The 14,338-nt window shown below is 58.1% G+C and carries 8 protein-coding genes; 1 reads left to right on the top strand and 7 read right to left on the bottom strand.

The features are described 5' to 3' along the window. Positions 1-110: 110 nt before the first annotated feature. Both QOM10_RS21945 and QOM10_RS21950 read right to left on the bottom strand, forming a co-directional pair. Positions 111-1,721: an ATP-binding protein gene (locus tag QOM10_RS21945; protein WP_127929411.1), complete on the bottom strand. Its 1,611-nt coding sequence runs from the start codon at positions 1,719-1,721 to the stop codon at positions 111-113. Continuing rightward, positions 1,718-2,440 (bottom strand): response regulator, encoded by a 723-nt coding sequence (locus QOM10_RS21950; RefSeq protein ID WP_316916938.1) that lies wholly within the window; start codon positions 2,438-2,440, stop codon positions 1,718-1,720. Before QOM10_RS21950 ends, QOM10_RS21945 begins: the two co-directional genes overlap by 4 nt. 858 nt (positions 2,441-3,298) lie before the next feature. Here QOM10_RS21950 and QOM10_RS21955 point away from each other — a divergent pair. Beyond that, the gene (locus QOM10_RS21955; RefSeq protein WP_127929413.1) at positions 3,299-6,193 is read left to right on the top strand and encodes a ribonucleoside-diphosphate reductase subunit alpha; all 2,895 of its coding nucleotides are present in this window, start codon (positions 3,299-3,301) and stop codon (positions 6,191-6,193) included. A 171-nt stretch (positions 6,194-6,364) separates the two neighbouring features. Here the strand turns inward: QOM10_RS21955 and QOM10_RS21960 are convergent, their stop codons facing one another. The 5 genes from QOM10_RS21960 to flgB form a co-directional block, all read right to left on the bottom strand. Further along, a complete protein-coding gene (locus QOM10_RS21960; RefSeq protein ID WP_316916939.1) occupies positions 6,365-10,876 on the bottom strand; it encodes a calcium-binding protein in 4,512 nt (1,503 codons plus the stop codon). A gap of 263 nt (positions 10,877-11,139) precedes the next feature. After that, positions 11,140-12,480, bottom strand: a complete 1,341-nt coding sequence (flgE, locus tag QOM10_RS21965; RefSeq protein ID WP_127929415.1) for a flagellar hook protein FlgE — start codon at positions 12,478-12,480, stop codon at positions 11,140-11,142. 31 nt (positions 12,481-12,511) lie between these two features. Then, positions 12,512-13,237: a flagellar hook assembly protein FlgD gene (gene flgD / locus QOM10_RS21970; RefSeq protein WP_127929416.1), complete on the bottom strand. Its 726-nt coding sequence runs from the start codon at positions 13,235-13,237 to the stop codon at positions 12,512-12,514. A gap of 15 nt (positions 13,238-13,252) precedes the next feature. Continuing rightward, positions 13,253-13,696 carry a flagellar basal body rod protein FlgC gene (gene flgC, locus QOM10_RS21975; protein WP_003227217.1) on the bottom strand — a complete coding sequence of 148 codons (444 nt, stop codon included), beginning with the start codon at positions 13,694-13,696 and terminating at the stop codon, positions 13,253-13,255. A gap of 3 nt (positions 13,697-13,699) precedes the next feature. Then, positions 13,700-14,107, bottom strand: a complete 408-nt coding sequence (gene flgB, locus QOM10_RS21980) for a flagellar basal body rod protein FlgB (RefSeq protein WP_150651058.1) — start codon at positions 14,105-14,107, stop codon at positions 13,700-13,702. Positions 14,108-14,338 lie beyond the last annotated feature (231 nt).

A 14,338-nucleotide genomic window follows, 5' to 3' on the forward strand; every position in this document is an offset into this window, starting at 1 on the left:
CAGCGCCTGTTCAGGCCTCTTCGCGAGCAGGCTCGCTCCCACATTTTGAAATGCATTCCCCTGTGGGAGCGAGCCTGCTCGCGAAGGCGGCATCGCGGCCACCACAAGAATTACCGGCGTTCCTGATTCCTCGGCCAACTCAGGCTGAAACAAGCCCCACCCAGACTCTTGCTCTTGCCAATGATCGCCCGACCGTCATGCCAGTGAATGATCCGCCGCACAATCGACAAGCCCAGACCATGCCCGCCCGACGCCCGTGTGCGGCTGTCGTCCAGGCGCAGAAACGGCGTAAAAATCCGCTCCCACGCTACTTCCGGCACGCCCGGGCCGTCATCCTCGACATCCACGCGACAGCGCAATTGCCCGACCTGATAACTCACCGTCACCTTCGAGCGTGCGTGGCGCATGGCGTTGCTCACCAGATTCTGCAACGCCCGGTGCAGATAACGCGGCTCGGCCTCGACCCAGGCATCATCGTTATCGGCGGCGGAGAGGCACAAACCTCGCTGCACCGTGACCTCGGCGCGCAACGGCGCCAACTCTTCAATCACCTGATTGACCAATGCGTCCAGATCGATGCGCTGGAACGTCAGCGCCGGCGAGCCCTGCTCCAGGCGCGCGTAGGTGAGCATTTCATCGACCAGCTTATCGAGGTCTTCGATGTCGTGATCCATGCCTTCGCGGTATTTCTCCAGCGCTTGCGGGGTGGTCGCCGAGCCGATCATTTCCAGACCGAAACGCAGGCGTGCCACCGGTGTGCGCAACTCATGGGACACCGCGCGCACCAGTTCGCGCTGGATCGCCAGCAACTGTTGCAAGTGCTCGGCCATACCATTGAACGCCGACGCCAGACGTCCGACCGAGTCGGCACCGCGTGCGGGCACACGGGTTTCCAGGCTGCCCTTGGCAATACGCGTGGCCGCTGCTTCGAGGCCGCGTAAACGGCGTTCGAGCTGACGCACCAACAGATAAACAATGAGGCCGATCAGGGTCAGGCCGAGTGCCGCAATCAGCACCAGCCATTCCGGCGGATACGGGTTCATCTGATACAACGGCCCGATTTCAAGTACCCATGGCGTGCCGACCATGCCGGCAAATACGCGGATCGAGTCGCCACCCTTGCCCAATGCCATCACCGTGTCGCCTTCGGCCACGCGGCGACTCTGGTCTTCGTCCATGTCAGCGTCGTTCACCGTGACCAGGCGCAGATCGAAACCGAAGCCCTTCTCTTCCTTTATCTGTGCAAGGCGCTTGGGTTGTTCGCCGACCGGTACGCGCACCAGCTCATCGGCCAGCAGGTAAATGGTCGCGCGCGCCAGTTGCTCGCTGATCTGCTGCACTTCGCCGGTGAGAACCAACTGCTCTTTGTCGCTGACCATTCGATAGACTTTCGCCGCGTGCGGCCCGGTCTGCTCGACCAACGCCTGGCCACGCTGCACGCGAGTGCGCTGGGACAGATCAAGATCGGTTTCGGCAAATTTCTTCAGCGCCAGCGGAATCCCCAGCAACCGCTCCCACACCAACAACGCCCGATGGCGCTCGGTTTCGTTCATCGGTTGCAGGTTGTCGGCCATCAGCGAAAACGTGCCGTGGGCCAGGCGCTCGCGATATTGCTCGCTGCGCACCTGATTGAGCAGGTTGAGCGCCAGCACGCCGAGCACCGCCACTAGAATCAAAGCGGCACACATGCCGCCGTAGATGCGCAGGAAGATCGAGTTCACAGCGGCAGGTCTATGCAGGCTTCAGGAACGAACAGATAACCTTTGCTGCGGATGGTCTTGATCAGGCGGGGGTGGTCGGGGTCGTCGCCGATTTTCGGGCGGATGCGCGAAATGCGCACATCGATCGAACGGTCCTGACCGTCATAACCGATGCCGCGCAGTGCGGTGAAGATTTCTTCGCGGGACAGAATGCGCCCGGCGTTGGACACCAGCAGCCAGAGCAGGTCGAATTCGGCGCTGGTCAGCTCGATGCCGTTGTCGCTCAGCCACGCCTCGCGCAAGGCGTCGTCAACCACCAGCGGGCCGAATTGCAGACGACGGGATTTCTCTGCCACCGGCTCGGGGCTGTCGCTACGGCGCAGTAACGCCTGGATTCGCGCCAGCAACAGGCGTGGGCGCACCGGTTTGCACACGTAATCGTCGGCACCGAGGTCGAGGCCCTGGATCTGATCGGCATCGTCGGTGCGTGCGGTGAGCATCAGGATCGGCCCGTCGTACTGATTGCGCACCTTGCGGCAAATGCTCAGGCCATCTTCACCGGGCAGCATCAGGTCGAGGATCACCAGGTCCGGCTGCTCCTTGATGATCCGCGCTGCGGCCAGCGCACCGTTGCCTTCGATGTCCACGCGTAATCCATTGGCTTGCAGGTAGTCACGCGTCAGTTCGGCCAGTCGCTGGTCATCCTCGACGATCAATACCTGAAAGGCTTGTTGCTCCACCGGTGACCTCTGCTTTCTATTGTTATTAATAAAGGAAGAACATCTGACTCGACACAATTCCCTGTGGGAGCGAGCCTGCTCGCGAAAGCGTCGTATCACTCAACATCGATGCTGAACCTACCGACGCATTCGCGAGCAGGCTCGCTCCCACAGTTTTGGATCCTCCCGTACTTTTGTCATGTTTCTGGAGGATAAGAATGCCTGTGCATGGGCCGATTGTATAAACGGCGTACAGCCAGAACACAAGTCGGTAAATGCGTTCGGACAAGGCGGTTTTTTGTGATAGGGTTCGCGCCCTTAAAAATCCGCTGAAGCGTTTTTCCCGGTGAAAAAACAGTGACGGACGGTCTAGCTCAGCAGGTTCGCGGCCTACACGCATTTTCGAAGTTTCTTACACAATTTACGCACAGGCTTATCCACAGGTAGTACGTTGCAATCCCCCCCTGAAACGCATTATCTTGTAGCCCGAGCGCAAAAAAACCCTACATGTAGGGTTTGACGCTAAAAAACCAAACACAAACCCGGCAGTGAATTCAAGGCTTTTTATTGCCATTGTCGGGTTGAACCAAACGTATTTTCGAAAGCCCAAACCGCGCCTGCGGATGGCTACCGTTTTTGCGCCGATCACGGCGTTTACGGTACGGGTGTTGCAGTGGCGAAACTGCTCCCCGAAAGGAATGCGGTGATACGCGTATCGCGTGAACCGAAGACTTCGGCATGGAAGCGGCGCTCACAAGGCCCTCTTCCTGAACTGTCCCGAAGTCGTTATGCCCGGCGCGTGCCGGTTGTAGTGCTTCAGGACGGAACGGTGGGCACCGTGATGGTGCCCAAACAAACATAGAGAACGTGGAGACACCCATGCAAACCGACACAACTCGCGAGAACCCGCAGGGCACCTTGCCGCAGGCCGCCGATTCGAATTCGGATCTGGCTGCTACCGCGCCTGGTCAACTGCGCGTGATCAAGCGCAATGGCACTGTCGTTCCTTACACCGATGACAAGATCACCGTCGCTATCACCAAAGCGTTCCTCGCAGTTGAAGGCGGCACCGCTGCCGCTTCGTCGCGAATCCATGACACCGTGGCCCGTCTGACCGAACAGGTCACCGCGACCTTCAAGCGTCGCATGCCGTCGGGTGGCACCATCCACATCGAAGAAATCCAGGACCAGGTCGAACTGGCCCTGATGCGTGCCGGTGAGCAGAAAGTTGCGCGCGACTACGTGATCTACCGTGACGGTCGTTCGAAAGAACGCGCTGCCCACGCGCCGGCCGAAGAAGCGGTCAACGCTCACCCGTCGATCCGCATCACCCGCGCTGACGGCAGCCTGGCGCCGCTGGACATGGGTCGTCTGAACACCATCGTCACCGAAGCCTGCGAAGGTCTGGAAGAAGTCGATGGCGACCTGATCCAGCGCGAAACCCTGAAAAACCTCTACGACGGCGTGGCCCTGACCGACGTCAACACCGCGCTGGTGATGACCGCCCGTACCCTGGTCGAGCGTGAGCCGAACTACTCGTTCGTGACCGCCCGCCTGCTGATGGACACCCTGCGTGCCGAAGGTCTGGGGTTCCTCGGTGTGGCCGAAAGCGCCACTCACCACGAAATGGTCGACCTGTACGCCAAGGCACTGCCGGCCTACATCGCCAAAGGTATCGAGTTCGAACTGCTGAACCCTGTGCTGGCCACCTTCGACCTGGAAAAACTGGGCAAGGCGATCAACCACGAGCGTGATCAGCAATTCACCTACCTGGGCCTGCAAACCCTGTACGACCGTTACTTCATCCACAAGGATGGCGTGCGTTTCGAACTGCCGCAGATCTTCTTCATGCGCGTGGCCATGGGCCTGGCGATCGAAGAGAAGCAGAAAGAAGACCGTGCGATCGAGTTCTACAACCTGCTGTCGTCCTTCGACTACATGTCGTCGACCCCGACCCTGTTCAACGCCGGTACCCTGCGTCCACAGCTGTCGAGCTGCTACCTGACCACCGTGCCGGATGACCTGTCGGGCATCTACCACGCGATCCACGACAACGCCATGTTGTCGAAATTTGCTGGCGGTCTGGGCAACGACTGGACGCCGGTGCGTGCACTGGGTTCGTACATCAAGGGCACCAACGGCAAGTCGCAAGGCGTTGTTCCGTTCCTCAAAGTAGTGAACGACACCGCCGTTGCCGTTAACCAGGGTGGCAAGCGCAAAGGCGCTGTCTGTGCCTACCTGGAAACCTGGCACATGGACATCGAAGAGTTCATCGAACTGCGTAAGAACACCGGTGATGATCGTCGTCGTACCCACGACATGAACACAGCCAACTGGATCCCTGACCTGTTCATGAAGCGTGTCTTCGATGACGGCAAGTGGACCCTGTTCTCGCCATCCGAAGTGCCGGACCTGCATGACCTGACCGGTAAAGCCTTCGAAGAGCGCTACGAGTACTACGAAGCGCTGACCGAATACCCAGGCAAGGTCAAACTGTTCAAGACCATCCAGGCCAAAGACCTGTGGCGCAAAATGCTCTCCATGCTGTTTGAAACCGGCCACCCATGGCTGACCTTCAAAGACCCGTGCAACCTGCGCAGCCCGCAGCAGCACGTCGGCGTGGTTCACAGCTCGAACCTGTGCACCGAGATCACCTTGAACACCAACAAGGACGAGATCGCCGTTTGCAACCTGGGCTCGATCAACCTGCCGAACCACATCGTCAACGGCAAGCTGGACACCGCCAAGCTGGAACGCACCGTGAACACCGCCGTGCGCATGCTCGATAACGTGATCGACATCAACTACTACTCGGTGCCACAAGCGAAGAACTCCAACTTCAAGCACCGTCCGGTCGGTCTGGGCATCATGGGCTTCCAGGACGCTTTGTACCTGCAGCACATCCCTTACGGTTCCGACGCTGCCGTCGAGTTCGCCGACAAGTCGATGGAAGCGGTCAGCTACTACGCGATCCAGGCTTCCTGCGACCTGGCTGACGAGCGCGGCGCGTACGAGACGTTCCAGGGTTCGCTGTGGTCCAAAGGCATCCTGCCGCTGGATTCGCAACAGATCCTGATCGAGGCTCGTGGCCAGAAGTACATCGATGTCGACCTGAACGAATCCCTCGACTGGGCACCGGTTCGCGCCCGTGTACAGAAAGGCATTCGTAACTCGAACATCATGGCCATCGCACCGACCGCGACCATCGCCAACATCACTGGCGTATCGCAGTCGATCGAACCGACCTACCAGAACCTGTATGTGAAATCGAACCTGTCGGGCGAATTCACCGTGATCAACCCGTACCTGGTTCGCGACCTCAAGGCTCGCGGTCTGTGGGACTCGGTCATGATCAACGACCTGAAGTACTACGACGGTTCGGTTCAGCAGATCGAGCGAATCCCGCAAGAACTCAAAGAGCTCTACGCGACCGCGTTCGAAGTGGACACCAAGTGGATCGTTGACGCCGCCAGCCGTCGTCAGAAGTGGATCGACCAGGCCCAGTCGCTGAACCTGTACATCGCCGGCGCATCGGGCAAGAAGCTCGACGTGACCTACCGCATGGCCTGGTACCGTGGTCTGAAAACCACTTACTACCTCCGTGCCCTGGCCGCGACCAGCACCGAGAAGTCGACCATCAACACCGGCAAGCTGAACGCTGTTTCCAGCGGCGGCAACCACGGCGACGATTCGGTTCTGGCAGCACCTGCCGGTCCTGCTCCAGTGCCAAAGGCTTGCGCGATCGACGAGCCGGATTGCGAAGCTTGCCAATAAGCTGAGCTGAATCAGGCGTTGCGAGACGCCTGATACTCTCCGGGCAAAAGAACCCCCGACAGACTTCTGGTGTGTCGGGGGTTTTCTTTTGTCTGGAGTAAAAATCGAAGTAAAAAAAACGGCGAAACCTGAATGCAGGCTTCGCCGTTTTTATTCGTACAACGGCTTTTGTCAGACCGCGAATGACTCGGTCATTGCCTGCCCTACGACAGGAATGGTGAAGGATTGACCGTTGTTGGTGTAGAACGTTTCGATGGTATTCCCGCCCTTGTACCAGTCCTTCAGGAACACACCGGAATCCAGGTTGCCGCTTTGCAGATCGGCGGCATTGAAGATGTAGGCGCCAAGGTCGTTCTGGACAATCCGCACATCACTGACACTCTGAATGTTCTTGAGGGTGACAGTGTCGATCCCGGATGTGCCTGTGTCCTGGATGCCTACCATGGTTTTCGAGAACACAATATAGGCGTCACCGCTCTCTCCGCCCAAGGCATCACCCGATCCGCGCAAGTTCAACGTATCAACACCTGCACCACCCTGGAGTTCATAGCCGTAACCGGTACCCGTCAAGGTATCGTTACCGTCACCACCATAGGCAATTCCTGCCGACACGGTGATGTTGTCGTTTCCAGATTCACCATAAAGAATGCTGCCGGCATCGTCATCGGCACTGCGCATGGTGTCATTGCCGTTACCACCGTAAAGCGTATCGGCCTGGACGCCGCTAATAGTCAGTGGTCCGAATGCACCGGTATCAGTGGCGGTGCCGCCATAGATAAAGTCATCCCCCTCACCACCATAGATGAGGTCGTTACCCGCCCCGCCCTCAAGCTTGTTCGAGTAGGCGTTGCCAGTCAGCATGTCATTGAATGCCGATCCCATCAGGTTATCGATGTTAATCAGCACGTCACCTTGAGCGTCGCCGCCTGCGGCAGTGCCCTCCAGCAAATTGATCTGAACGCTGCCAGTGCTGGTCAAGTACCAGGCGCCATCACCTCGACCAACACCCGTCAGCAGATCGGCGCCAGCGCCACCGACAAAATTCTCCGCCGCAGCGGCACTGCCCGTAAAGCTGTCGGCCTGTGTCGTACCCTGGAATACTTCGATCGACGTATAGATATCGCCGGCGGCCGCGCCAGTCAAAACAGGTGCGCCCAGATCCAGGGTGACACCGCCAGCTTCGTCGGCGAAGCTCACCATATCCATACCGAAACCACCGTCGAATCGGTTGATGCCCGCATCCCCGACAAACGCATCACTGAAGTCAGAACCCAAGATCGCTTCGATACTGCTGTAAACATCGCCGGCGGCAATTCCGGTGTGTATCCCGGTTTTGGTATTGAGGGTCACGCCCTTGTCGGCATCGCCATAACTGACCGTATCAAAACCCTCTCCACCGATGAGTTGGTCTGCTCCTGCGCCACCGAACAACGTGTCATTGCCAGCCCCACCCGTGATGATGTTGTCCGAGGCATTGCCACGAGCAATGAAGTTGCCGGTACCGGTGAAAGTCAGACGCTCGACTTCACTGGCCAAGGTGATGGTGTTCAGTGTGGTGCGCACTTCGTCATCACCGCCGCCAGCCATTTCCACCACATTCTGGCTGGCCGAGCCGTTGATGATGTACACGTCGTTGCCGGCACCGCCGTAGAAGGTCGTGGTACCCAGCGAGGCGGTGAATACGTCGTTGTAGTTCGAGCCAATAATGGTTTCGAAATCCGAGAACGTGTCACCTTGCGCGTCGCCGCCCAGACCGGTGCCCACGCGCGCGGCGGTCATGGTGATGTTGACGCCTTGCTCCGACTGCGCGTAGCTCAGTCGGTCGTTACCGTTGTAACCATCAAGGTTGTCGGCAGCAGCGCTGGCATAGAACGTATCGTCATAATTTGAACCACGGAAACTCTCAATCCCGACAAAGGTATCGCCCGCTGCATACCCGGTATGCACACCGGTTTTCAGGTTCAAGGACACCGCCACGCTGTTGGGTACGTCTTCATAGCTGACGATATCGAAACCTGCGCCGCCAATCAGTTGGTCGGCACCTGCGCCTCCCATCAGGATGTCATTGCCGGCACCGCCGGTAATAACGTTGTCAGAGGCATTGCCACGAGCATTGAAGTTGCCGGTACCGGTGAAAGTCAGACGCTCGACTTCACTGGCCAAGGTGATGGTGTTCAGTGTGGTGCGCACTTCGTCATCACCGCCGCCGGCCATTTCCAACACGTTCTGGCTGGCCGAACCGTTGATGATGTACACGTCGTTGCCGGCACCGCCGTAGAAGGTCGTGGTGCCCAGCGAGGCGGTGAATACGTCGTTGTAGTTCGAGCCAATAATGGTTTCGAAATCCGAGAACGTGTCACCTTGCGCGTCGCCACCCAGACCGGTGCCCACACGCGCGGCGGTCATGGTGATGTTGACGCCTTGCTCCGACTGCGCGTAGCTCAGCCGGTCGTTACCGTTGTAACCATCAAGGTTGTCGGCAGCAGCGCTGGCATAGAACGTATCGTCATAATTTGAACCACGGAAACTCTCAATCCCGACAAAGGTATCGCCCGCTGCATACCCGGTATGCACACCGGTTTTCAGGTTCAGGGACACCGCCACGCTGTTGGGTACGTCTTCATAGCTGACGATATCGAAACCTGCGCCGCCAATCAGTTGGTCGGCACCTGCGCCTCCCATCAGGATGTCATTGCCGGCACCGCCGGTAATAACGTTGTCAGAGGCATTGCCACGAGCATTGAAGTTGCCGGTACCGGTGAAAGTCAGACGCTCGACTTCACTGGCCAAGGTGATGGTGTTCAGTGTGGTGCGCACTTCGTCATCACCGCCGCCGGCCATTTCCAACACGTTCTGGCTGGCCGAACCGTTGATGATGTACACGTCGTTGCCGGCACCGCCGTAGAAGGTCGTGGTGCCCAGCGAGGCGGTGAATACGTCGTTGTAGTTCGAGCCAATAATGGTTTCGAAATCCGAGAACGTGTCACCTTGCGCGTCGCCGCCCAGACCGGTGCCCACGCGCGCGGCGGTCATGGTGATGTTGACGCCTTGCTCCGACTGCGCGTAGCTCAGTCGGTCGTTACCGTTGTAACCATCAAGGTTGTCGGCAGCAGCGCTGGCATAGAACGTATCGTCATAATTTGAACCACGGAAACTCTCGATCCCGACAAAGGTATCGCCCGCTGCATACCCGGTATGCACACCGGTTTTCAGGTTCAGGGACACCGCCACGCTGTTGGGTACGTCTTCATAGCTGACGATATCGAAACCTGCGCCGCCAATCAGTTGGTCGGCACCTGCGCCTCCCATCAGGATGTCATTGCCGGCACCGCCGGTAATAACGTTGTCAGAGGCATTGCCACGAGCATTGAAGTTGCCGGTACCGGTGAAAGTCAGACGCTCGACTTCACTGGCCAAGGTGATGGTGTTCAGTGTGGTGCGCACTTCGTCATCACCGCCGCCGGCCATTTCCAACACGTTCTGGCTGGCCGAACCGTTGATGATGTACACGTCGTTGCCGGCACCGCCGTAGAAGGTCGTGGTGCCCAGCGAGGCGGTGAATACGTCGTTGTAGTTCGAGCCAATAATGGTTTCGAAATCCGAGAACGTGTCACCTTGCGCGTCGCCACCCAGACCGGTGCCCACACGCGCGGCGGTCATGGTGATGTTGACGCCTTGCTCCGACTGCGCGTAGCTCAGCCGGTCGTTACCGTTGTAACCATCAAGGTTGTCGGCAGCAGCGCTGGCATAGAACGTATCGTCATAATTTGAACCACGGAAACTCTCAATCCCGACAAAGGTATCGCCCGCTGCATACCCGGTATGCACACCGGTTTTCAGGTTCAGGGACACCGCCACGCTGTTGGGTACGTCTTCATAGCTGACGATATCGAAACCTGCGCCGCCAATCAGTTGGTCGGCACCTGCGCCTCCCATCAGGATGTCATTGCCGGCACCGCCGGTAATAACGTTGTCAGAGGCATTGCCACGAGCATTGAAGTTGCCGGTACCGGTGAAAGTCAGACGCTCGACTTCACTGGCCAAGGTGATGGTGTTCAGTGTGGTGCGCACTTCGTCATCACCGCCGCCGGCCATTTCCAACACGTTCTGGCTGGCCGAACCGTTGATGATGTACACGTCGTTGCCGGCACCGCCGTAGAAGGTCGTGGTACCCAGCGAGGCGGTGAATACGTCGTTGTAGTTCGAGCCAATAATGGTTTCGAAATCCGAGAACGTGTCACCTTGCGCGTCGCCACCCAGACCGGTGCCCACACGCGCGGCGGTCATGGTGATGTTGACGCCTTGCTCCGACTGCGCGTAGCTCAGTCGGTCGTTACCGTTGTAACCATCAAGGTTGTCGGCAGCAGCGCTGGCATAGAACGTATCGTCATAATTTGAACCACGGAAACTCTCAATCCCGACAAAGGTATCGCCCGCTGCATACCCGGTATGCACACCGGTTTTCAGGTTCAGGGACACCGCCACGCTGTTGGGTACATCTTCATAGCTGACGGTGTCGAAGCCGGCACCGCCAATCAGTTGATCGGCGCCATCGCCGCCGATCAACAGATCATTACCTGCCCCACCATTCAAGACATCATTGCCCGCCAAACCGCGTATCTGATCATCGCCCGCAGTACCGAGCAGATTATCGGCACCAGCGGTCCCGTTGATTATCGCCATTACATCGTCCTTGTGTTTTTGTGTTGGAAACTACGGTTGAAAAACCAGGTAGAAGCTTCCTGACTTCCATATCGCCATCCAGTGTCATGGCCCAATGAAGCAGGTCGTGCGAAGTTTTGACGCCAAGGTCCTTTGCCAGGCAGGACTGCAACTTCCACACCATAAATTCAGACAAACGGTTAATTGGTGAATGTAAATTTAGTGACACGCATAAAAAAACCGACGCTCAAGGCGTCGGTTTTCAATGCAGCTATCAGATCACATCAAGTCATCTGAATGATGGTCTGCATGATGGTGCTCTGAGTGGAAATAGTCTTGGCGTTCGCCTGATAGTTGCTCTGGCCTTTGATCAGGTCCACAAGCTCGTTGGTCAGGTTAACGTTCGACTCTTCCAGCGAGTTGGAAACAACCGAACCCAAGGTACCGGTTTCCGGTGCATCGTAGCCCGGGATACCCGAAGCAAACGTCTCTTTCCAGCTGGTGCCACCGATAGCCTGCAGGCCTTGTTCGTTGGTGAAGCTGGCCAGTGCAACCTGGCCGATGGCCTTGCTCTGGTTGTTGCTGAAGTTGGCAAACAGCGTACCGGTGCCGTCGATGGTCAGGTTGGTGATCTGGCCAGTGGCGTAACCGTCCTGAGTCGGAATCGAACGCGCGGTGTCAGCGTTGTACTGAGTGGTCTTGGCCATCGAAATAGTAATGCCGGCCGGGTTGGCCGATGCGCCGTTAGGCGTAAAGGTGCCGTTGACCACTTTGCCCGGTACCCAACCGGTCAGTTTCAAGTCGCTACTGATGATCGGGTTCGGCGCCGGAGCCGGTAACGTGCTAGGCGTGCTGACCTGCAGCAGGTTGCCGGAACTGTCAAACGTAAGCGTCGAAGCAACCGGATCGACCTTGGTTGGATCGCTACCGGCTGCATCCGGGTTACGGCCATCGACCAGGGTGTACACCTTCCAGGTGTTCTCGCCAGTTTTAACCACGTACTGGTCCATAACATGCGAGTTGCCCTGCGTGTCATAGATCGGAGTGCTAAAGCTCTTCGTGTACGTCTCAAGCTTGCTTGGGTCGAACTTGACGGCGTTGGTGCCGGTATCAACGATCACCGACGCAGTCGAGTTCAAGTTGATGCTCGACGTCACCAACGAAGTCGATTTCGGCGCCAGGTTCGACGTATCGATCTTCAGATCGGTCAATACACCGTTGATGATCTTGCCGTTGGCGTCCACACCGTAACCCTGCAGGCGCGAGGTGTAATCGGTGTTGGTGATGTAACCGGCGTTGTCGACCTTGAACGTACCGGCACGGGTGTAGGACACCGAGCCGTTGTTGCTCATGGTGAAGAAGCCCGAACCGTTGATGCCCATGTCCAGCACGTTACCGGTGTTGTTGATGTCACCCTGGGTGAACTGCTGGGAAACGTTGGCCAGGCGCACGCCGTTGCCGATCACTTTGCTGCCGCTGCCCAGGCGAGTGGCCGAGTAGACGTCTTCGAATTCTGCACGGGACGATTTGAAACCGGCGGTCGCGACGTTGGCGATGTTGTTGCCGGTCACGTCCAGTTGTTTGTTGGCTGCATAGAGACCGCTAAGGCCGATATTGAAAGACATATTCCACTCCTTTGTGCCGGGTTAATCGGCTCTATATACCAATGGTTTGTACTTTGGACAGGGCAACGGTGCCCTTGCCGGACAGGTTGAGCATCAGTTCGCCGCCGGTCTGGCTGATCGTCACGCTGGTGACGGTGGCCGGCAGGTACGTCGCCATGTCGGTCGAGGTGCCATTGATCGATGCGTTGGCCTTGACGGTATAAGTACCGGTCTTGACCAGATTGCCGTCCTTGTCCTTGCCGTCCCAAGTGAAGCTCGCGGCGCCTGCCGCGCGACTGCCCAGATCGATGGTGCGAACCACCGCGCCGCTGCTGTCGGTAATGCTCACGGTGCCGCCGGCGATCGACGACGGAACGGTGACCGAACCGGTCATGCCTTTGCTCGGATCGTCGAGCTGAACCGAGTTGGTCTGCACGATCACATTGCGACCCACCAGCGACGAAGCCTGCAAGGCTTGCGAGGAGTTGTAGTTGCCGGCCAGCGAACTGACCGTGCTGTTCAGCGTGGTGATGCCTTCCAGGCTGCTGAACTGGGCCAACTGGGCAACGAATGCGCTGTTGTCCTGCGGATCGAGCGGGTTCTGGTTTTTTAGCTGGGTGACCAGCAATTGCAGGAACGCGTCCTTGCCCAGGGCCTGGCCGCCGGTGGCGCTGTTAGTGGCCGAAGCAATGCCACCGGCGGTCGAACTGGTCTTTTTCGACGAGTTCGACAGGATGTCATTCATGCTCAAGCTGCTGGTGGTATCGGAAACACTCATGGCCGTCGCCCCTTATTACTGACCGAGGGTCAGTACCTTCTGCATCATGGTTTTGGCGGTGTTCATCATTTCGGCGTTGGTCTGGAAGGACCGGCTCGCGGAAATCATGTCAGCCATTTCTTCCACCACGTTGACGTTCGGGTAGTAGACGTAGCCTTTGGCGTCGGCCGCCGGATGGTTCGGCTCGTAGCGCGCTTCAAGGTTGCTCTGGTCTTCGACCACGCCGAGCACCTGTACGCCTTGACCGGCTGCGTCCTGGCTCTGGAACAGCGAGTTGCTGCCACTGTTCTGGCCGCCCTGGAACATGGTGGCGAATACCGGGTGACGGGCGCGATAGGTCTGGTCGATGCTTGAGGAGACGGTTTCGGCGTTGGCGATGTTCGACGCCACGGTGTTCAGACGCGTGGTCTGTGCGCTCATGCCGCTGCCGGCAATGTTGAAAACGCTGGACAGGGACATGGATTACTCTCCGCGCAGGGCTGACACCAGCCCTTTGAATTTGCTGTTGAGCAGGGTGAAGCTGGCCTGGAAGCCGACGGCGTTTTCCGCGTAGTTCGACTGTTCCAGTTGGGCGTCCACGGTGTTCTGGTCGATCGAAGGTTGCATCGGCGTGCGATACATCAGCGATTCGTCGCCGTTGCCCAGGCCTTCAGCTTCGATGTGACGGCTGTTGGTCATGTTCAGGGCGATGGTGCCGTTAGCGTTTTTCTGGGTCTGTGCTTCAAGCACTTTGGAGAACTCCAGATCCCGCGCCTTGTAGTTCGGGGTATCGGCGTTGGCGATGTTGTTGGCCAGCACTTCGGCACGCTGGGCGCGGAAGCCCAATGCCTTTTCGTGAATGCCGAGCGCTTTATCGAAGCTGATGCTCATGTCGGGAACCTTCAGGTGACCGGTTTTTCGTAACTGAGCTTTAGCAAGCGCCGTGCCAAACCATAAAACACCCATAAACCGGGGCTTTGCAGGACGTCGGCAAAGCGGCAATGCCAGAAAAGCGGCAACAGGTTTCCGCCGGATGCCGCTTTTCTGCCGCTTGCCGCCCATCCCATACACACCACGATCCCTGTAGGAGTGAGCCTGCTCGCGATAGCGGTGTGTCAGAAA

The sequence above is a fragment of the Pseudomonas sp. P108 genome, assembly GCF_032613195.1.
Taxonomy (GTDB): Bacteria; Pseudomonadota; Gammaproteobacteria; order Pseudomonadales; family Pseudomonadaceae; genus Aquipseudomonas.